Here is a 19,224-nt window from a genome sequence, read left to right as displayed (position 1 = left end):
CTTTTCAACGGCGCGTCGGGAGGGTAGAGCGTGGCGAACCCCAAGAGGTGGAGACAGAACGTGCGGATCGTGGCTTGGGTGGCGCTGCTCACCTTCATCATCGACCAGTTGAGCAAATGGATCGTCGTGCATGTGATGGCGCTGGACGTGCGCCATACCATCGACGTTCTGCCGCCGCTGCTGAATTTCCGCATGGCATGGAATTACGGCATCAACTTCGGGCTGCTGGGAAGCGGCTCTGAGGCGACAAAATGGATCTTGATCTCGGTGGCGCTTGGCATCGTGCTGTTTGTCGTGGTCTGGCTGCGGCGCGACCCGCCGGGGCTGCCCGGGCTCGTGGCGGGCGGCTTGCTGATCGGCGGCGCGCTGGGCAACGTGGTCGACCGACTGCTATACGGCGCGGTGGCGGATTTTCTCAACATGTCGTGCTGTGGCATCGCCAACCCGTTTGCCTTCAACGTTGCCGACATTGCGATCTTTGCCGGAGCGCTTGGGCTGGTGCTGTTGCCCGGCAGGCGCGACCGCGCCGGGACTGGCAAGACCGGGGCGGGAAAAAAGGCCCCGTGACGAGGCTTGCCCGATAGGTTAAAGCGAATGAAGACGAGAACCGGAGGCTGGCAATGAAGCTCGCGCAGATCGCAATGATGTCGGGAGTGTTGCTGCTCGGCGCCTGTTCCTCGGGTGAGCGGGATATTCGCCTGCATCGCCTGCAGGCCAACAGCGGCAAGCCCGAAGAGTTTGCCATCGTGCCCAACAAGCCGTTGCAGACGCCGCCGAATTTCGCCGCGCTGCCTGCACCGGTTCCGGGCGGGGCCAATCAGGCCGACCAGACGCCAAAGGCGGATGCCGTTGCGGCGCTGGGCGGGAATCCGGCGCGGCTGACGGCCGATGGCTCGCCTGTGTCTGAGGGCGCGCTTATCAGCACCGCCTCGCGCTTTGGGCGTGATCCGCAGATCCGCGCCCAGCTTGCCGCCGAGGATCTTGACTTCCGCAAGCGCAAGTCGCTGTTCAGCTGGAAGATCGTGCCGACGGACGAATATTACGACGCCTATCGCAGCCAGTGGCTTGATACCTACGCGGTGCTCGAGGCGTTCCGCCGGGCGGGGGCGCGCACGCCCTCGGCGCCTCCGGCAGATTACGCCGACTGACTGCGCATCACGATCCCGCAAGCGCGGCTTGGAATGGCCCCCGTTCCCGTCTAGCCTCATCGGCACCACGTCCCTACCGGAGTGACTTGCCGATGTTGAAATGCGCCGCGGCCCTTGCTGCCGCCCTGCTTACCGCCCTACCCCTGCACGCGCAGGACAGCGCGCCACAACCCGCCGCCGTGGCGCCGGATCAAGTGACGAGCTTCACGCTGGACAACGGGCTGCAGGTGGTGGTGATCGAAGATCATCGCGCGCCGGTGGTCACCCATATGGTCTGGTATCGCGCCGGATCGGCGGATGAAACGGCGGGGCGTTCCGGCGTGGCGCATTTTCTGGAACATCTGCTGTTCAAGGGCACCGATACGCTTGCCCCCGGCGAATTCAGCAAGACCGTGGCCGCGAACGGCGGCAACGACAACGCCTTCACCTCGTATGACCAGACCGCCTATTTCCAGAACGTCGCCGCCGACCGCCTTGGCCTGATGATGAAGATGGAAGCCGACCGCATGGTCAACCTGCGGCTCGACGAGGGGGACATCGCCACCGAACGGCAGGTCATCATCGAAGAGCGCAACATGCGTGTCGAAAACGACCCCTCGGCGCTGATGCGCGAACAGATGAGCGCAGCGATGTTCATGAACAGCCGCTACGGCGTGCCGATCATCGGCTGGCGCCCCGAGATGGAAACGCTCGATCTTGCCGCCGCCTATGATTTCTACCACCGCAATTATGCGCCCAACAACGCCATCGTAATCGTGGCGGGCGATGTCACCCCCGACGAGGTGCACCGTCTGGCCGAGCAATATTACGGCCCCCTGCCCCCGAATCCCGAGCTTGACGCCGAGCGCATCCGCCCGCAGGAGCCGCCGCAGCTGGCCGAACGGCGCCTGAGCATGTCCGACCCGCGCGTGGCCCAGCCCTATGTCATGCGGCGTTATCTTGCGCCCGAACGCGATGCAGGCGATCAACGCGCCGCCGCCGCGCTGACGCTGCTGGCGCAGGTATTGTCGGGCGGGCAGACCTCGGTTCTGACGCGGGCGCTGCAATTCGATAGCCAGACGGCGATCTACACCAGCGCGTGGTATAATGGCACCAGCTATGACGACACCGATTTTGGTCTCGTGGTGGTGCCCGCGCCGGGGGTGACGCTGGAGCAGGCCGAGGCGCAGATGGACGAGGTACTGGCACGTTTCCTCAGCGATGGCGTTGACGAGGAACAGCTTGACCGGATCAAGTTCCAGCTGCGCGCCGAAGCGATCTATGAGCGTGACAACGTCAGCTCGCTGGCGCGGCGCTATGGCGATGCGCTGACATCCGGCCTCACCATTGACGACATTCACGACTGGCCGCAGATCCTGCAGCAGGTCACCCCGGAGGAGATCGTCGCCGCCGCGCGCAGCCTGTTCGATCCCAGCCAAGCGGTCACCGGCTATCTGATGCCCGCGCGCGATGCGCCTGCATCAGGGCAGCCGGTATCGCTGCCCGCCAGCAAGGAGGTGACCCAATGAAGCCGTTTCTCGCCGCCGCTTTCGCGCTGTTTGTTGCCTCTCCGGCGCTGGCAGAGATGCAGATCCAGCAAGTCGACACGCCGGGCGGTTTTCACGCATGGCTGGCGCAGGAAGACAGCATTCCCTTCACCTCGCTGGAAATCCGCTTTCGGGGCGGCACCTCGCTGGATGCACCGGGCAAGGAGGGCGCCATCAACCTGATGACCGGCCTGCTTGAGGAAGGCGCGGGCGAGATGGACTCCGCCGCCTTTGCCGAGGCGAGCGAATCGCTGGCGGCCAGCTATCGCTACCGTGCCAGCACCGACAGCATCGCCGTTTCTGCGCAGTTCCTGACCGAAAACCGCGATGAGGCGGTGGACCTGCTGCGCCAGAGCCTGATCGAGCCGCGTTTTGATGATGATGCCATCGAGCGGGTGCGCCAGCAGGTGCTGTCGGGCATCGCCAGCGATGCCAAGGACCCCGACGCCATCGCCTCGCACGCCTTTGATTCGCTGGTGTTCGGCGATCACCCCTATGCCCGCGCCTCGGACGGCATCATCGACAGCGTGACGGCGCTGACCCGCGCGGATCTGATCGCCGCGCATCAAGCCGCGATGACCCGTGATCGGGTGTATATCTCGGCGGCGGGCGATATCTCGGCGGACGAGCTGTCGGCGCTGATCGACAATTTGCTGGCGGATCTGCCGGAGTCTGGCGCAGCGTTGCCGCCGGACATGCAGGTCTCCACCACGGCGGGTGTGACCGTGGTGCCCTTTGAGACGCCGCAATCGGTGGCGATCTTCGGCCATGAGGGCATCACACGCGACGATCCGGATTTCTTTGCCGCCTATGTGCTGAACACCATCCTTGGCGGCGGCGGATTCGAGGCGCGCCTGATGAATGAAGTGCGCGAAAAGCGCGGGCTGACCTATGGCGTTTATTCCTACCTGATGCCGATGGACCATGCCGAGCTGTACGTCGGCCGCGTCGCCTCGGCCAATGACCGCATCGCCGAGGCGGTCTCGGTGATCCGTGACGAATGGGCGAAAATGGCGCAAAGCGGCGTCACGCAGGCGGAGCTGACGCAGGCACAGACCTATCTCACCGGTGCCTATCCGCTGCGATTCGATGGCAACGGGCCGATCGCGCGCATTCTCGTGGGGATGCAGATGGACGGGCTGACCCCGGACTACGTGCTGACCCGCAACGACAAGATCGAGGCCCTGACTCTGGATGAGGTCAACCGCGTCGCATCGCGCATCCTCAAGCCAGAGGCGCTGCGTTTTGTCGTGATTGGCCAGCCCGAGGGGCTGGAAGAAACGCCGGGCTGAGCCCCTGCGCCGTACATGAAACTTGCGCAGCACATGAAAAAAGGGCCGGAGCGATGCTCCGGCCCTTTTGCTTTGTCTGGCTGGCGAATCTGGCTCAGTGCCGGAAATGGCGCATTCCGGTAAAGACCATCGCAAGGCCCGCCTCGTCAGCGGCGGCGATCACCTCGTCGTCGCGCATCGAGCCGCCCGGCTGGATGACGGTGCTCGCGCCCGCCGCCGCCGCTTCGAGCAGCCCATCGGCAAAGGGGAAGAACGCATCCGACGCCACCGCCGAGCCCTTGGTCAGCGGTTCGGGCAGGCCCATCGCCTCGGCCATGCGCTCGGCCTTCTTGGCGGCGATCAGCGCCGAATCAAGGCGGCTCATCTGGCCCGCGCCAACGCCGACGGTGGCGCCGTCCCTGACGTAAACGATGGCGTTGGACTTGACGTGCTTGGCCACCTTCCACGCGAACAGCAGGTCGCGCAGTTCATCGTCGGTCGGCTGGCGCTTGGTCACCACCCGCAGATCATCAAGGCCGATCATCCCGGTGTCCTTGTCCTGCACAAGGAAACCGCCCGCCACCTGCCGATAGGTCAGGCCCGGCGTGCCCGGGTTGGCAACGCCATTGGTGGTCAGCAGGCGCAGGTTCTTCTTCTTGGCAAAGATCTCCTTGGCCGCGTCATCCGCGCCCGGCGCAATGACCACCTCGGTAAAGATCTCGGTGATCGCCTCGGCGGTTTCTGCGTCCAGCTTGCCGTTCAGCGCCACGATGCCGCCAAAGGCCGAGGTGCGATCGCAATCATAGGCCTTTTTATAGGCCTCCAGCAGGGTCGCCCCGCGCGCCACACCGCTGGGGTTTGCGTGCTTGATGATCGCCACCGCCGGGCCATCGCTGGGCAGGAATTCCGACACGAGTTCAAAGGCCGCGTCGGTGTCGTTAATGTTGTTGTAGCTCAGTTCCTTGCCCTGATGCTGCACGGCGCTGGCAACGCCCGGGCGATCCGAGCCATCGCGGTAGAACGACGCCGCCTGATGCGGGTTCTCGCCATAGCGCAGGGTCTGCGCGAGGCTTCCAGCAAAGGCGCGGCGGCGCGGTGCGGCATCGTCCAGCGCGCCCGCCATCCATGTCGACACGGCGGCGTCATACGCGCCGGTGCGGGCATAGGCGACCTGCGCCAGCTTCTGGCGGAAGGCATAGCTGGTGGCGCCGTCATTGGCATCAAGCTCGGCCAGCAGCGGCTCGTAATCGGCCACGTCGACCACGACATTGACAAAGGCATGGTTCTTGGCCGCAGCGCGGATCATCGCCGGGCCGCCGATGTCGATGTTCTCGATGCAGGTGTCGTAATCGGCGCCCTTGGCCACGGTTTCCTCGAACGGGTAGAGGTTCACCACCAGCAAGTCGATTTCCGGGATGTCATGGCCCTTCATCGCGTCGACATGGGCGTCGTTGTCGCGCAGCGCCAGCAGACCACCATGGATGCGCGGGTGCAGGGTCTTGACCCGGCCATCCATCATCTCGGGGAACTCGGTCACCTCGGCGACATCGCGCACCGGCACGCCCTCGGCACGCAGGGCAGCGGCGGAGCCGCCGGTCGACAGGATCTCGATCCCGCGCGAGGCCAGCGCCTGGCCCAGCTCGATGAGCCCCTTCTTGTCGGATACGGAAATCAGGGCGCGGGCGACTTTGTGCAGGTCAGGCATACGGATCGGTTCCCAAAGGTTAAGGCGTCTCGTCTTCCGCCCTCGTCTCGACCAGGTCCCGGACCGCGATGGCGGTCTCCTGTGCCTTGGCCAGGCTCCAGCGGATGCGGCTCGCATACTCCATCGCGCGGCCGGATAAAACGACCTGTTTGCTCGCGCGGGGCCGCAAACGGCCCTTTTCAAGGTAAACCGAGGGCTCCAGCGTCAGTTGCGGCCCCTGTTCCGCCCGAAACACCCAGATCTCGCCGGATTTCAGCGCCATCGACACGGCGTAGCCGCCCATATCAAGTGCCGCATCGACATCCGGGTGCAGATGGAATCGGAGCTGCCAGGGCAGGCCGCTGAGCTGGGCGTGATCCATGCGCCGGTCGAACAGGCGCTTGTCGGGGTCGGTCAGGGTGGTCAGCAGGTCTTCGCCAATCAGGGTGCGCCCGTCCTGCGACAGCTCAAGCTTGCGGGCATGGGTCAGCCCATGGGTGCGGCGATAGCCGTCATGTCCGCCCTCAAAGCACAGCCCGTCGTCCGAGGGCGTGATCTGCACCGGCACGTCTTCGGGCGCCTCTTCGAGATATTCGCGCAGCATCCCGCCAACCATTGTCGGCTCGGCCAGCCGCGCCGAGCTGTAGCCATCAAGGCACAGCGTCGAATGCGATGGCGTGGCGCGCCCGGCGCGGCGCCAGTCCTCGCCAAAGACGGTGCCCGCACCGCAGCTGACCACCAGCGGCCGCCGTCCCGAGGTCAGCTCGAAGGCAAGGGTCGAGGCATGGGCATCGGCGCTGGCCTTGCCGCGCGGCGGCGGCGCGGCGTCGATGATCACCGTGGTGCGGGCAAAGCCAAGCCGCGCATAGCCCATCGCAAGCCCGTCCGCAGGCTTGCGGCGCACACCAGAGGCGGCAAGCGCCTGATCGAGCCGCCCGTCGATGCCCTTTCCCCCACCCTGAAACCGGGCCAGCCCGCCATCGGCATGGCGCAGCGCCCGCAGCGTCGGCGCGATGCGGGCAATGGCAGCGGTCAGCGCCGGGTCTGGTTCGCGATCGCTCGCCTCTAGCGCCGCCTGCGCCCATGTCAGCAGGGTAAACACCTCGAGCAGCTCTTCGGGATTGCGCGTGGGAATGCCGCCCCGAGCATCGATCTGCGCATCGCATTCGCGCGCCAGAGCCCGAAGCGCCGGGGCAACATGTTCGGCCATGCCCTCTAGCGCCAGCCCGGCATAGAGCAACCCGGTCAGCGCTTCGAAACGCGGCAGCCCCGGCGGCGAGGCTTTCCAGCGCCGCGCCAGAAAGATCGTCTGCCGCGCCAGCGACTGGAAGAACAGATCAGAGCGCGCGCCGTCGGTGCCCCTCAGCACGAACAGCGCGTGATGAATGCAGCGGATCAGCCGCTGGCCCGCCGCCTCGGGCAACCAGCCCTCGCCATGCCCCGCGCCAAAGCGGTCGATCCAGCCCCACAGCCAGTCCTGCGCCAGCGCGCGCGCGCGCATGTCACCGACAGCGGCGAGATCGTCGAGCCAGCGAAACCCGTGGATCTCTGCGTCCCATGCCGGATCGGGGGCGCTCAGATCCCAGATCATTGCACCGGGGGATTCGATAAGATGACCTGCGAACAAAAGGTTACCGGCGCAAAGCTGCCGCCCACGCGAAAAGCGCCCGGTGCTGCGCGGCTCAGGGCTGGACACGAACCCGGTCGCCGGCCGTGCCCGCGCCGCCAAGCGCGCGTGAAAGCGGTTGAGAAGCCGCGTGATTGCGGCGGACAAGCCCTCTGTCCGTGACATACGCCTCTTTTGCCCTCAGTCCTGCCCCGACTCAGGGGTCTGTCCGCGGCTCTTGGTGGCGCGGTTCTTTCGGGCACAAGCTTACCAAGCGCACAGAATCAAGTCATCCCGCAAAGGGCCGGATCAGGCGGGTTTGTGCAGCACTGCCATATAGAACCCATCCATGCCGCCGCGATCCGCCCAGAAATCGGGCCGAAGACGCAGGCCGCCCTCGTCGCTGCGCCATGCCTCGTCAAGACCGGGTGCCTCGGGGCGCAGAACGCGCAGACCCTCGTGGCGGGCCAGCGCCTCTTCGATCTGGCATTCGCCCTCATCAGGGATCAGCGAGCAGGTGCAGAACACTAGCCGCCCGCCCGGCGCCAGCAGCGTCAGCGCATGGTCGATCATTGCGCCCTGAATACCGATCAGCTCGGAAATGCCCTCACCCTGTTTGGCGTGCGGCAGATCCGGGTGGCGGCGAATGGTGCCAGTGGCGGAACAGGGGGCATCGAGCAGGATGGCATCGTAGGCGCCCTGATGGTCCAACGCATCGCCAACCACGATCTGCGCAGCCAGCCCGGTGCGGGCAAGGTTCTCGGCAACCCGCGCCATGCGATGTTCGGACAGGTCAAGCGCGGTGACCCGCGCCCCCGCCGCCGCAAGCTGCATGGTCTTACCCCCGGGGGCGGCGCACATGTCAAGCACGCTCAGACCGGCGACATCCCCCAGCAAACGCGCAGGCAGCGCAGCGGCGGCATCCTGCACCCACCACTCGCCAGCCTCGAAGCCGGGCAGCGCCGACACCTGCCCCGCCTGCGCCAGCCGCACCGACCCGGTGGGCAGCAACGCGCCGCCTGTGGCATCGGCGAGCGCTTGCGGATCGCACTTGGCAGTCAGATCCAGAGGCGCGCCGGCAAGATGCGCCGCCTCCATCGCGGCCACCGAATGCGGCCCCCAAGCGGCGACAAGCGGATCGCGCAGCCAGCGCGCCAGACGCGGCGCCCGCAGCTTCGCCCAGTGCGCGGGGCCATCCTCGGCCACCTTGCGCAAGACAGCGTTGACCATGCCCTTCATGGTCTGGGTCTTGCGATCGGCGCCAACCATCTGCACCGCTTCGTTGACAACGCCATGAGCCGCCCCGCCGCTGCACAGCTCCAGCGCGCCCAGACGCAAGACGTTGCGCACGAATAGCGGAGGGTTCTTGCGCAGATGCGGCTTCAGCACCCGGTCGCAGCGGTCGAGATTGCGCAGCACCTCCATCGCCAGCCTCTGCGCGGCGGCCTTGTCGGCGGGCGCAAGAGCCTCCCACGCATGGCCGGACATGGCATCTGACATCAGCCGCCCCTGCCCCAGGACCTGCCCAAGCAGTTGAACAGCCTGCGCGCGGGCAGAGGGAATGGCGGCCATGGATCTCTCCCGGGTTGTCTGGTGGGGTTGGCCGCGCCTATATCAGCAGGGAACACCTGAGGAAAGCCGCCATGACCGAAGATATCAAAGCCCCCGCAAACCTGCCCCCCGCTGCGCAGCGCGCCCTTGCCGAAGCCGCAGAGCGCCGCCGCACCGCCGAAGAAGACCTCGCCCGCAATCCGCTGCCCAAGGAATACGGCGGCCGCGACGGCCTCGACCCTGCGCGCTACGGGGATTGGGAGAAAAAAGGTCTCGCGATCGACTTCTGATCCGCCCCGCCGACCGCCGGAAAGGGGGCCAGCCCCCTCGGCCTTGCGGCCTCACCCCCGGAGTTTCTCCGGCAAGATGAAGGTGGGGCGCGGCGCTTGTCTTCATCTTGCCGGGTAAACTCCGGGGGGCGCGAAGCGCGGGGGCAGCGCCCCCTCCGTGCTCTGACAGTCAGGTGCGATCAGTCACTCAGGCCGAGCACGTCCAGCATGTCATACTCGCCGGGTGCCTTGTCCTGTCCCCAGAGCGCTGCCTTCAGGGCACCGCGTGCGAACAAGCCACGGTCGGAAGCGACGTGTTTGAGAAAGATCCGCTCGCCTGCGGCGGCGAAGATCACCTCATGCTCGCCCACCACATCGCCGCCGCGCAGGGCGTGAAAGCCGATGTGGCCACGCGTGCGCTTGCCGGTGATGCCGTCGCGGCCACGGTCTGACACCTCGGCCAGATCGACCGCGCGTCCGGCGGCGGCGGCTTCGCCGAGCATCAGCGCCGTTCCGGAGGGGGCATCGACTTTCTGATTGTGATGCGATTCGACGATCTCGATATCCCAGTCTTCATCCAGCGCCGCCGCCACCTGCTGCGTCACCTTGGTCAGCAGATTCACGCCCAGGCTCATGTTCCCGGCCCGCACCACAACCGCGTGGCGCGCCGCTGCCTTGATCTTTGCCAGATCGTCATCGGACAGCCCCGTGGTGCCGATCACATGTACCGCCCGGGCCTGCGCTGCCAGTTCGGCAAAGGCCACCGTGGCCGCAGGCGCAGTGAAATCGATCACCGCCTGCGCCTTCGAGAACGCCTCGAGCGCGTCATCGGTCACGACGACGCCGTTTTCCTGCCCGCCCATGCACGCCCCAAGATCGCGTCCGACCCAGTCGTGCCCCGTTCGTTCGACCGCGCCGACCAGGGCCAGCCGGTCGCTTTTCTCGAGTGCGCGCACCAGCATCTGCCCCATGCGGCCAGACACCCCCGTCACCACCACGCCCGGCTTGTCCGTCATCGTCATCTCCTGTCCATAAATCGCGCCCTGCTTAGCGCGCAGTGCGCCGCTTGGCAAAGCCCCGGCAGAAGACTAAGTGAGTGCCCATGGCAAAGAACAGATTCCACGACGGGCAAGGGCCCAGCCAGCGACAGCTTCGGGTCGGCGAACTTATTCGCCGCACCCTGTCCGAAGTCCTGCAGCGCGGCGATATCCATGACCCCGAACTCAACCGCTTGTCGATCACCGTCGGCGAGGTCTCCGTGTCTCCCGATCTGAAGGTCGCGACCGCCTATGTGGTGCCACTTGGCGGCGGCGATTCGGACGCGATGTTCGAAAGGCTCAAACGCAACCAGAACGAGCTGCGCCGCGCCGTATCGAAGGGGCTGACCCTGAAATACGCGCCCGAGCTGCGGTTTCGGCTCGACGAGACCTTCGATCGGCTCGACGAGACGCGCCGCCTGTTCTCGCAGGATGCGGTGCGCCGGGACATCGAGGAAGAAGAGTGATCCTGCGCGCCGTCCTTGCCGCGCTTGCCCTGCTGGCCGGCCCGGTGGCTGCGCTCGAATGTCAGGACAGCAGCTACATGGGCAACCGCTACACCTGGTGCAAGGTGGATGCGGCGCGCGAGGATCTGCGCCTGTTTCTCTACAATCCCGACGGCGGGGCTTGGGGGCAGTTTCCGCAGCTGGATGCCAGCCTTGGCGCCGAGGACAAGGCACTGCTGTTTGCGATGAACGCTGGCATGTACCACCCGAACCGCGCGCCGGTTGGGCTTTATATCGAAGACGGCGAGACCCTGAAAGAGGCCGTCTCGAGCGCTGGTCCGGGCAATTTCGGGCTGCTGCCCAATGGCATCCTGTGCATCCGCGCCCGCCGCGCCGACGTGATCGAGACGCGCAAATACCTTGCCGACCGCCCCGCCTGCGATTTCGCCACCCAGTCCGGCCCGATGCTGGTGATCGACGGCGAATTGCATCCGCGATTCATCCCGGACAGCGACTCGCGCTATCTGCGCAATGGCGTCGGCACATCCGACAACGGCAAGACCGCGATCTTTGCCATCTCGAACAACCCGGTAAATTTCCACGACTTCGCGAGTTTTTTCCGCGACGGGCTGAAGCTGGATCAGGCGCTGTTCCTTGATGGCAATGTTTCGCGCCTCTACGCGCCCGGTTTCGGGCGGCGCGATCTGGTCGGGCGCGCCATGGGCCCGATCGTCGGCGTGGTCGGCACGCCCGACTGAGCCGTTTTCCTTGCGTCGCGGGGCGGCGCACCCTACCTCGGGATACGAGCCAAGGCGGAGCATCCATGACCGACACCACCCGAACCCTCGACATACTGACCCGCAATCTGCTGGACGCCGCCGCGAAGGCGGGCGCCGATGCATCGGACGCGATTGCCGTTGATGGCAGCTCCATCGCCATCGACGTGCGCGGCGGCGCGCTGGAACATGCCGAACGCTCCGAAGGCGTCGATATCGGGCTGCGGGTGTTCGTGGGCAGGCGTTCTGCGGTGGTCTCGTCGTCGGATGTTCGCCCCGAGACGTTGGCGAGCATGGCCGAGCGCGCCGTGGCGATGGCCCGCGAAGCGCCCGAAGACCCCCACGCCGGGCTGGCCGACCCGGCGCAGTTGATCGCATCGTGGGATGTGGGCGCGCTTGAGATGTGCGATCCCGCCGAAGACCCCTCGCCCGCCGAGCTGCAGGAAGACGCCCGCATCGCCGAGGCCGCCGCGCTGGCGGTGAGCGGCATCGGGCAGGTACAATCGGCCTCGGCCGGATACGGGCGTCGACGGGTGCACATGGCCGCGAGCAACGGCTTTTCCGGCGGGTATACCCGGTCGAGCCGGTCGCGCTCCTGCGTGGCCATCGCGGGTGAAGGCGCGACGATGGAGCGCGATTACGACGGTGACAGCCGCACCTTCCAATCCGATCTGCGTTCTGCCGAAGACATTGGCCGCATTGCCGCCGAGCGGGCGCTGGAACGGCTGAACCCGCGCAAGCCCAAGACCGGCGCATGGCCGGTGCTGTTTGACGAGCGCATTTCGTCGTCGCTGATCGGGCATCTTCTTGGGGCGATCAACGGCAGCGCCGTGGCGCGCGGCGCCTCGTGGCTGCGCGACGCACTCGGAGAGCAGGTGCTGCCCAAGGGTCTGTCGCTGATCGAGGACCCGTTCCGCCCGCGCATGATGGGCTCGCGCCCGTTCGATGCCGAGGGCCTGCCGGTACAGCGCCGCGCCTTGGTCGAGGACGGCGTGCTCAAGGGGTTCACGCTGGATCTGGCCAATGCGCGCAAGCTGGGCATGGACCCGACCGGCAATGCCGCGCGCGGCACCGGCGGCGGCCCGTCGCCGAGCAGCTGGAACATCGCGCTGACCCAAGGCAGCGCCAGCCGCGACGAGCTGATCGCGCAGATGGGCACCGGGCTGATCGTGACCTCGATGATCGGCGCGACGATCAACCCCAACACCGGCGATTATTCGCGCGGCGCGGCGGGCATCTGGGTTGAAAACGGTGTGCCAAGCTACACCGTTTCCGGGGTGACCATCGCCGGAAACCTGCGCGATTTCCTGCCACGGGTGATCCCGGCCAATGACGGGCGGGCCTATCTCAGCCGCGTGGTGCCCTCGCTGCTGGTCGAGGGGCTCACGCTTGCCGGAGAGTGATCTTGCGCTGCTGATCCGCGCCGCACGCGCTGCGGCCGAGATTGCCACGGGCTTTGCCCAAAGCGCGCTGAACGTGCGCCGGAAGCCAGACGATGGCAGCCCGGTGACCGACGCCGACATGGCCGTCGATGCGGCGCTGAGCGACATCCTGCGCGGGGCGCGGCCCGGCTATGGCTGGCTCTCCGAGGAAAGCATCGATTCGACGGACCGGCTGGCGGCCGACAGCGTGTTCATCGTCGATCCCATCGACGGCACGCGCAGCTTTATCGAAGGCTCTGACAGCTGGGCGCATTCGCTTGCGGTGGCGCGGCGCGGCAAGATCACCGCCGCCGTGGTGTACCTGCCGCTGCTGGACCGCATGTTCGATGCGGCCCTCGGCGAGGGCGCGCGGCTCAACGGTGCGCCGCTCAGGGCCAGCACGGTGCGCGATGCTGAAACCGCCCGCGTGCTGGTGACTCGCCCGGTGCTCGAGCCAGAGCATTGGGATGGCGCGGTGCCGCAGCTCAGCCGCCATCACCGCCCGTCGGTGGCCTACCGGCTGGGGCTGGTGGCGCAGGGCCGCTTTGACGCGATGCTGACGCTGCGCGCCTCGTGGGAATGGGATATCGCGGCGGGGGCGCTGCTGCTGTCCGAATCGGGCGCGCGAATGACCGACCGGCACGGCGCGCCGATCCGCTTCAATGCGCCCGATCCGCGCCATGACGGCATCCTTGCCGCCAACCCCGCGCTGCACGCCAACATGCTGGCGCGGCTGCGGCACTAGGCCCTCTGCGGCGCGCCGGATGCTGGCTTGACCTCGCCCCTGCGGCTCGTAGGGTGCACCCATTCCCGCATGAAAGGACACCTCCCATGGTTCAGCGACTTCATCTTGTCTTCGGCGGCGAGCTCGTCACCCCGGAAAAGAACGTCTTCAAGAATGTCGACGATCTGCACGTTGTCGGGATCTTCCCCGATTACGCCAGCGCCCATGATGCGTGGAAGGCCGAAGCGCAGCGCACCGTCGATAACGCCCACATGCGCTATTTCATCGCCCATCTGCACCGCCTGCGCGACGAAGAAGCCGAGGCATCGACCACCGAAGAACTCGGCTGACACCCTTGCCGGACTCGCCCCCCGCGCGAAAGCCATTTGCGCTGAGCGCCTATCTCGCCGCCGCTCGGAGCCGAAGTTCTGCGACGCCCCCGACGGCGGCGCGACCGGGCGGCGCGCTTGTCTGGATGCATGCCCATGACAAGGCCGTGCTGCGCACCCTTGCAAGCATCGGCGCGCGGCTGCGCTGCCAGAGGCCCGAAATCTCGGTCCTGCTGACATGGCCCGCGACGCTGGGGCCGCAGCGGCTGCCCGATGGGCTGCTGGGGCAGCCGCTGGGGCCGGATGGCGCTGGCGAAGCGCAAGGCTTTGCCGCGCATTGGCGTCCGCAGATCGGGCTGTGGACGGGCGCGCTGCTGCATCCGGCGCTGCTGTCACGACTGCATGACAAAGGCACGCGGCTGGCCTGCATCGCCCCCGAGATGTGGCGTGTGCCCAGCCCGATCTGGATGCCCGACTGCACCACGGCGACGCTTGATCTGTTTGACCTGCTGTTTGCCGGGGATGAGCCCGGCTGGCGCCGCCTGCGCCGCCTTGGGCTGCCCGTGGACCGGCTGCGCCGCTCTGGCCCGCTGATTGAAACCGCCCCGACACTCGATTGCCGCCGCACCCTGCACGAAGAGATGGCACAGCTGCTGTCTGGCCGGCCCTGCTGGCTGGCGGCGCGGGTGCGCGCCGACGAGGCGGGCGACATCCTGCGCGCCCATGCCCGCGCCATCCGCCTTGCGCATCGCCTGCTGCTGTTCATGGTGCCTGCCAGCCGCGAAGACGGGCGCGCCATTGCCACGCTTCTGCGCGAATCGCCGCTGCGGGGGGCTTATTGGGACGATGGCGACATGCCCGATGAAAACACCCAGGTGCTGCTGACCGAGGATGCCTCGGAACTCGGGCTGTGGTATCGGCTGGCACCGGTCACCTTTCTTGGCGGGTCATTGCGCCCCGGCCCCGGCGGCGAAGACCCGCTGCAGGCCGCCGCCCATGGCACGGCGCTGCTCTATGGGCCGAACGTCGGGCGCTACCTTTCCTCCTATTCGCGCCTCGCCGAGGCGGGCGCGGCGCGCATCGTGCGCGATTCCGACACATTGGCGACCGCCGTGTCGCATCTTGTGGCCCCCGATCACGCCGCCGCCATGGCCCATGCGGGCTGGGATGTGGTGAGCCAGGGTGCAGCGCTGACCGACGAAATCATCGCGCTGGTCTGCGACACCGTCGATGCCGAGCCGGAGCCTGCCTGATGCGCCCCCCCGCCTTTTGGTACACCGATCCCGATGCGCCCGCCCTGCCCGCGCGCCTGCTCGCGCCGCTGGCTGCGCTGAGCGCCCGTGCCACGGCCCGGCGTCTGGCGCGGTCCGGCGCGCGCATCGGCGTGCCGGTGATCTGCGTCGGCAACATCAACGCCGGCGGCACCGGCAAGACCCCCACCGTGATCGCCCTTGTCGAGCGGCTGCTGGCCCGTGGGCGCAGCCCGCATGTGGTGTCGCGCGGGCATGGCGGCAGCCTGACCGGCCCCACCCGCGTCGACCCGCAGCGCCATGGCGCTGCCGAGGTCGGCGACGAGCCGCTGCTGCTGGCCGCCTTTGCCCCGGCGTGGATCGCACGCGATCGCGCTGCGGGTGCGCGCGCCGCGCTGGCCGCAGGCGCCGATGTCATTGTAATGGACGACGGGTTCCAGAATCCGGCCCTGCACAAGGATCTGAGCCTCGTCGTCGTCGATGCCGCCAAAGGCTTTGGCAACGGGCGCTGCCTGCCCGCCGGGCCGCTGCGCGAGCCGGTCGCGACCGGGCTTGCCCGCGCCGATCTGCTGCTGTCGATCGGCCCGCAGCCCGCTCAGGACCAGTTCGCCGCGCTTTGGAGCAAGCACATCACCCTGCCGCACCTGACTGGGGCGCTGACCCCGTTGCAGACCGGCATGGACTGGCAGGGTCTGCCCGCGCTGGCCTTTGCCGGTATCGGTCACCCCGAAAAATTCTTTGCCACGCTGAAAAGCCTTGGCGCGGATCTGCTGGCCTCACACGCGCTAGACGATCACCAGCCCTTTACCGCCGCCCTGCTGACCCGGCTGGAAGCGGATGCGCTGCGGCTGGGCGCGCAGCTGGTCACCACCGAAAAGGACGCGGTGCGCCTGCCGGAAAGTTTCCGCCCAAAGGTGCTGAGCCTGCCGGTGCGCTTGCAGATCGACGCCCCGGCCCCGCTTGAGGCGGCGCTGGACCGTATCCTGTGATCACTCTGCCGCGAGCGGCAGCGCCTTGCCCTCGTGACCGATGCTGGCAATATCCGCCACCACGCCGCGCAGCAGGCGGCGGAAGGCCTGAAAATTGGCGTTTGGCCTGATCTCGACCTCGTCCATGTAGATCGAGCGGTCGATTTCGATCTGCACCGCGTGCTGGCGGCGCGACGGTCGCCCGTAAGCCTGCGTCACATAGGCCCCGGCAAACGGCATGTTGCGCACCACCGACAGCCCCGCCGCGACAAAAGCCGCCTCGATCCGCGAAACGATGGCAGGCGCGGCCGAAGCGCCGAAACGATCACCTATAACGATCTCGGGCCGACGGGCACAATTGCGGGCCACCGCGTCCACCGCCTCATGCGGCATGGAATGGCAATCGATCAGCACCGACTCACCGAATTGCGCATGGGCCTGCGCCAGCAGCGCGCGCAGCTGGTCATGGTAAGGGTGCCAGAAATGCGCGATGCGCCGCTCGGCCTCGGCCATGGGCAGTTTGCCGCGATAGATCGCCCGCCCGTTCGACACCACGCGCGGCACCACCCCCAGCCCGCTGGCCACGCGCGGGTTGTGCCCGCCGCGCCGCACCCCTTCGATCAGCGCCGGGTCAAGCTCATCGGCGGCCCGGTTGAGATCCAGAAAGGCGCGCGGTGCATTGGCCCGCAACAGCGGCGCGCCGAATTGCGGCGCACAGTCGAACAGCCGGTCGACAAAGGCGTCTTCAGAGGTGCGGATGGACTGATCGTCCAGCACGGTGGTGCGCAGAAAGCTCCAGGGATAGTCGCGCCCGGAATGCGGAGAGGCAAAAACCACGCGCGAGGTGATCGCTTCGGGCAAATCGAGATGATAGGGGACCTTCGGCAATACACCCTCCGTTTCACGGCATCCTAGCGCGATTTTGCCTCTGGCCCAAAGCGTCTTTTCTGTCGTTTCACGGCGAAGTAAAAAACCTGAAATCGTGGAGACAAAAGCCCTTGCCACGACTTACGACTCCTTTTATACGCCCGCTACCGGCGCGAAACACCTCGCGCCCCGGCGCTTCCGGGGCAAGAGACACGCTAGCGCAAGGGTCAGAATGGGCGGTTAGCTCAGCGGTAGAGCACTACGTTGACATCGTAGTGGCCACTGGTTCGATCCCAGTACCGCCCACCATGACCTACAATTCACCGTTTCGCGGTGCTGTGACCCGGGCACGCGCCCACATGGCATCCGGGACAGACGGCAACATCAGGCGCTCGCGCGCCGCGAAATGAGGAGAGACCCATGAAGGTCGCAAACTCGCTCCGCTCGCTCAAAAAGCGCCATCGCGACTGCCGCGTTGTGCGTCGCAAGGGCCGCGTTTACGTGATCAACAAGACCCAGCGTCGGTTCAAAGCCCGTCAGGGCTGATCGTCGCATTGATCGCATAAAGATTGCAGGGGCCGCCCATTGGGTGGCCTTTTTGCTGTTTGGGTATCTGTTTCGTCCCGGTCCGGTGTCGGCCTCAGCCTGTGGTGATCTCGACCCGGTAATCGAGCCGCGCGCCAGTGGGCAGGCCATAATAGCCACCCTCGACCGGCATGGTTTCCTCTTGCGTGGGCGCGGCATAAACCGCGACATGCCCGTCACCGACCCGCAGACCATGGGTCGGATCAAACCCCAGCCAGCCAACCCCCGGCAGCCAGACCTCGGGCCAGGCGTGCAGATGACGTTTGCCATCGACGCTTTCGGCATGGGCCTGATAGCCGCTGGCAAAGCGCCCCGGCAGCCCGAACCCCCGGCAGCAGGCAAGAAACAGAATCGCAAGATCGCGGCAGGCCCCCTCGGCGCGGGTCAGGGTTTCGGCGGGGGTCTGGGCAAAGCCGGTCTCGCGGATGCGCCGATCGGTGCGGCGGAACAGCGTGTGCGTCAGCGCATCCAGAAAGGCCAGCGGCTCTGCCCTGCTCTCGCGCAGCAGGGCGGCGGCGAAATCGCTCACCGCCGGGCCGGGATCGGCGCTGACAAGGTAGGGCCGGTGCTCCTCTGCCCGCAACGCCCAAGGCAGTGGCGGCAAGGCCCGCGTGATGATGGGCGGCGGCACGGTGTCGATGACAAAGCGGCTTTCCAGCCGCAGCCGGTCGGTTTCGCCTTCGAATTCCAGCAGCAGCGTCAGGTTTCCCTGATTGTCGGCAACCTCGCGCTTGACGATGGGGCCGGGATCGACGGCCAGCTCCCGGCTCAATAGCCGCCCGGCATCGCGGCGGGGGCTCATCCGCAGCCGGTGCGCGGCCAGCGTCACCGGGGTTTCATAGCTGTAGATCGTCTCGTGCAGCACCGAAAAGCGCATGTCCTCTCCTGTCAGGCACAGGGGATGCCCCTGCCCCGATGGCGTCACACGGATGCGCGCGGTGCAAGCCTGATGCGGCGCACCTGCCCCGGCGCAGGCGCGCGGCGCTCAAAGGCGCGGCACAGCCTCGGCCTCTGCCCCGGCGCGGGCCGCCGCGACGAAACACTCGATCAGCGCCGCCTGCTTGACGCCGGGAGCCGATTCGACCCCGGAGGACACATCGACCTGCCGTGCCCCGGTCATTTCGATGGCGCGCGCGACGTTGTCCGGGGTCAGACCTCCGGCCAGCATCCACGGGCAAGGCCAGCGCCGCCCGGCGATCAACCGCCAGTCAAAGGCGAGACCATTGCCCCCCGGGAGCGCCGCCCCCTTTGGCGCCTTGGCATCGACCAGAAGCTGGTCCGCGACGCGGCCATATTCGAGCAGCGCCGGAAGGTCTTCTTCGCTGCGCACCCCGACCGCCTTCATCACCGGCAGGCCAAAGCGCGCGCGCACCTGTGCCACCCGCTCGGGGGTTTCGCTGCCGTGCAATTGCAGAATATCCAGCGGCACCGCGCCAAGGATCTCGTCCAGCGCCGCGTCGGTGGCATTGACCACAAGGCCGACCTTGGCCAGCCCCACCGGCGCGCCAAGCGCCAGCAGGCGCGCCGTGTCGATGGACACATTGCGCGGGCTTTTGGCAAAGAATACGAAGCCGGCATAGCGTGCGCCGCTGGCAGCGACCGCCGCCACATCCGCCGCCGTCTTCAGACCGCAAATCTTGACCGAAACCTGTGTCATCGCCTGCCTCGCTGCATGCCCGGCAAGACCCCCGCGCCCGCCGTCGCGGCCTTGTCGCACAAAGCAGGCCGCGCGGGCAAGGCGCGCGCCTTTCGCTGCCGCTTGCGCA

The 19,224-nt window shown here is 67.0% G+C and carries 20 protein-coding genes and 1 tRNA gene; 14 read left to right on the top strand and 7 right to left on the bottom strand.

Annotated features, from left to right (window positions below):
* Window positions 1–60: 60 nt before the first annotated feature.
* The 4 genes from lspA (at window position 61) to KO516_RS19155 (ending at window position 3,966) form a co-directional block, all read left to right on the top strand.
* A complete protein-coding gene (lspA, locus tag KO516_RS19170; RefSeq protein WP_216005391.1) occupies window positions 61–567 on the top strand; it encodes a signal peptidase II in 507 nt (168 codons plus the stop codon).
* Between the two features lie 53 nt (window positions 568–620).
* Window positions 621–1,148 carry a DUF3035 domain-containing protein gene (locus tag KO516_RS19165; RefSeq protein WP_216005390.1) on the top strand — a complete coding sequence of 176 codons (528 nt, stop codon included), beginning with the start codon at window positions 621–623 and terminating at the stop codon, window positions 1,146–1,148.
* Between the two features lie 92 nt (window positions 1,149–1,240).
* The gene (locus KO516_RS19160) at window positions 1,241–2,656 is read left to right on the top strand and encodes a pitrilysin family protein (protein WP_216005389.1); all 1,416 of its coding nucleotides are present in this window, start codon (window positions 1,241–1,243) and stop codon (window positions 2,654–2,656) included.
* On the top strand, window positions 2,653–3,966 hold the full coding sequence (locus KO516_RS19155; protein WP_216005388.1) for a pitrilysin family protein: 1,314 nt from the start codon (window positions 2,653–2,655) through the stop codon (window positions 3,964–3,966). The genes KO516_RS19160 and KO516_RS19155 overlap by 4 nt, the downstream gene beginning before the upstream one ends.
* A 94-nt stretch (window positions 3,967–4,060) precedes the next feature.
* On the opposite strand, the gene purH is transcribed toward KO516_RS19155, so the two are convergent.
* The 3 genes from purH to KO516_RS19140 form a co-directional block, all read right to left on the bottom strand.
* Window positions 4,061–5,650, bottom strand: coding sequence for a bifunctional phosphoribosylaminoimidazolecarboxamide formyltransferase/IMP cyclohydrolase (gene purH / locus KO516_RS19150; protein WP_216005387.1), 1,590 nt, complete (start codon window positions 5,648–5,650; stop codon window positions 4,061–4,063).
* 19 nt (window positions 5,651–5,669) lie between these two features.
* The gene (locus KO516_RS19145) at window positions 5,670–7,421 is read right to left on the bottom strand and encodes a heparinase II/III family protein (protein ID WP_216005386.1); all 1,752 of its coding nucleotides are present in this window, start codon (window positions 7,419–7,421) and stop codon (window positions 5,670–5,672) included.
* 123 nt (window positions 7,422–7,544) lie between these two features.
* Window positions 7,545–8,807, bottom strand: a complete 1,263-nt coding sequence (locus KO516_RS19140) for an RsmB/NOP family class I SAM-dependent RNA methyltransferase (RefSeq protein ID WP_216005385.1) — start codon at window positions 8,805–8,807, stop codon at window positions 7,545–7,547.
* A 71-nt stretch (window positions 8,808–8,878) separates the two neighbouring features.
* Between KO516_RS19140 and KO516_RS19135 the strand changes: the two genes are divergently transcribed.
* On the top strand, window positions 8,879–9,076 hold the full coding sequence (locus KO516_RS19135) for a DUF1674 domain-containing protein (protein WP_216005384.1): 198 nt from the start codon (window positions 8,879–8,881) through the stop codon (window positions 9,074–9,076).
* A gap of 179 nt (window positions 9,077–9,255) precedes the next feature.
* On the opposite strand, the gene dapB is transcribed toward KO516_RS19135, so the two are convergent.
* Window positions 9,256–10,071 carry a 4-hydroxy-tetrahydrodipicolinate reductase gene (gene dapB / locus KO516_RS19130; protein WP_216005383.1) on the bottom strand — a complete coding sequence of 272 codons (816 nt, stop codon included), beginning with the start codon at window positions 10,069–10,071 and terminating at the stop codon, window positions 9,256–9,258.
* Window positions 10,072–10,157: 86 nt separating this feature from the next.
* On the opposite strand from dapB, the gene rbfA reads away from it, so the two are divergent.
* The 7 genes from rbfA to lpxK all read left to right on the top strand — a co-directional run bounded on the left by rbfA (window position 10,158) and on the right by lpxK (window position 16,027).
* On the top strand, window positions 10,158–10,559 hold the full coding sequence (rbfA, locus tag KO516_RS19125) for a 30S ribosome-binding factor RbfA (protein WP_216005382.1): 402 nt from the start codon (window positions 10,158–10,160) through the stop codon (window positions 10,557–10,559).
* A 2-nt stretch (window positions 10,560–10,561) separates the two neighbouring features.
* Window positions 10,562–11,296, top strand: coding sequence for a phosphodiester glycosidase family protein (locus KO516_RS19120; RefSeq protein ID WP_371742113.1), 735 nt, complete (start codon window positions 10,562–10,564; stop codon window positions 11,294–11,296).
* Between the two features lie 65 nt (window positions 11,297–11,361).
* Complete coding sequence (locus KO516_RS19115) at window positions 11,362–12,717, top strand: TldD/PmbA family protein (RefSeq protein ID WP_216005381.1); 1,356 nt, start codon at window positions 11,362–11,364, stop codon at window positions 12,715–12,717.
* Window positions 12,704–13,480 carry a 3'(2'),5'-bisphosphate nucleotidase CysQ gene (locus KO516_RS19110; protein WP_216005380.1) on the top strand — a complete coding sequence of 259 codons (777 nt, stop codon included), beginning with the start codon at window positions 12,704–12,706 and terminating at the stop codon, window positions 13,478–13,480. The genes KO516_RS19115 and KO516_RS19110 overlap by 14 nt, the downstream gene beginning before the upstream one ends.
* 86 nt (window positions 13,481–13,566) lie before the next feature.
* Window positions 13,567–13,809 (top strand): DUF4170 domain-containing protein, encoded by a 243-nt coding sequence (locus tag KO516_RS19105; protein ID WP_216005379.1) that lies wholly within the window; start codon window positions 13,567–13,569, stop codon window positions 13,807–13,809.
* Between the two features lie 5 nt (window positions 13,810–13,814).
* Complete coding sequence (locus KO516_RS19100; RefSeq protein WP_216005378.1) at window positions 13,815–15,041, top strand: 3-deoxy-D-manno-octulosonic acid transferase; 1,227 nt, start codon at window positions 13,815–13,817, stop codon at window positions 15,039–15,041.
* Window positions 15,041–16,027 carry a tetraacyldisaccharide 4'-kinase gene (gene lpxK, locus KO516_RS19095; protein ID WP_216005377.1) on the top strand — a complete coding sequence of 329 codons (987 nt, stop codon included), beginning with the start codon at window positions 15,041–15,043 and terminating at the stop codon, window positions 16,025–16,027. The genes KO516_RS19100 and lpxK overlap by 1 nt, the downstream gene beginning before the upstream one ends.
* Here the strand turns inward: lpxK and KO516_RS19090 are convergent, their stop codons facing one another.
* Window positions 16,028–16,894: an N-formylglutamate amidohydrolase gene (locus KO516_RS19090; protein ID WP_216005376.1), complete on the bottom strand. Its 867-nt coding sequence runs from the start codon at window positions 16,892–16,894 to the stop codon at window positions 16,028–16,030.
* 213 nt (window positions 16,895–17,107) lie between these two features.
* Here KO516_RS19090 and KO516_RS19085 point away from each other — a divergent pair.
* Window positions 17,108–17,182, top strand: a tRNA-Val gene (locus KO516_RS19085).
* A 111-nt stretch (window positions 17,183–17,293) separates the two neighbouring features.
* Window positions 17,294–17,419: a type B 50S ribosomal protein L36 gene (gene ykgO / locus KO516_RS19080; RefSeq protein ID WP_007792261.1), complete on the top strand. Its 126-nt coding sequence runs from the start codon at window positions 17,294–17,296 to the stop codon at window positions 17,417–17,419.
* Between the two features lie 94 nt (window positions 17,420–17,513).
* Here the strand turns inward: ykgO and KO516_RS19075 are convergent, their stop codons facing one another.
* Together KO516_RS19075 and KO516_RS19070 are read right to left on the bottom strand one after the other, a co-directional pair.
* Window positions 17,514–18,335: a transglutaminase family protein gene (locus tag KO516_RS19075; RefSeq protein ID WP_216005375.1), complete on the bottom strand. Its 822-nt coding sequence runs from the start codon at window positions 18,333–18,335 to the stop codon at window positions 17,514–17,516.
* A gap of 108 nt (window positions 18,336–18,443) precedes the next feature.
* Window positions 18,444–19,115: a phosphoribosylanthranilate isomerase gene (locus KO516_RS19070; RefSeq protein ID WP_216005374.1), complete on the bottom strand. Its 672-nt coding sequence runs from the start codon at window positions 19,113–19,115 to the stop codon at window positions 18,444–18,446.
* Window positions 19,116–19,224 lie beyond the last annotated feature (109 nt).

The sequence above is a fragment of the Citreicella sp. C3M06 genome (assembly GCF_018860705.1).
Classification (GTDB): Bacteria; Pseudomonadota; Alphaproteobacteria; order Rhodobacterales; family Rhodobacteraceae; genus Salipiger.
Note: the sequence above shows the minus strand (reverse complement) of the source record. Positions and strands in the feature narration are given on the sequence as shown.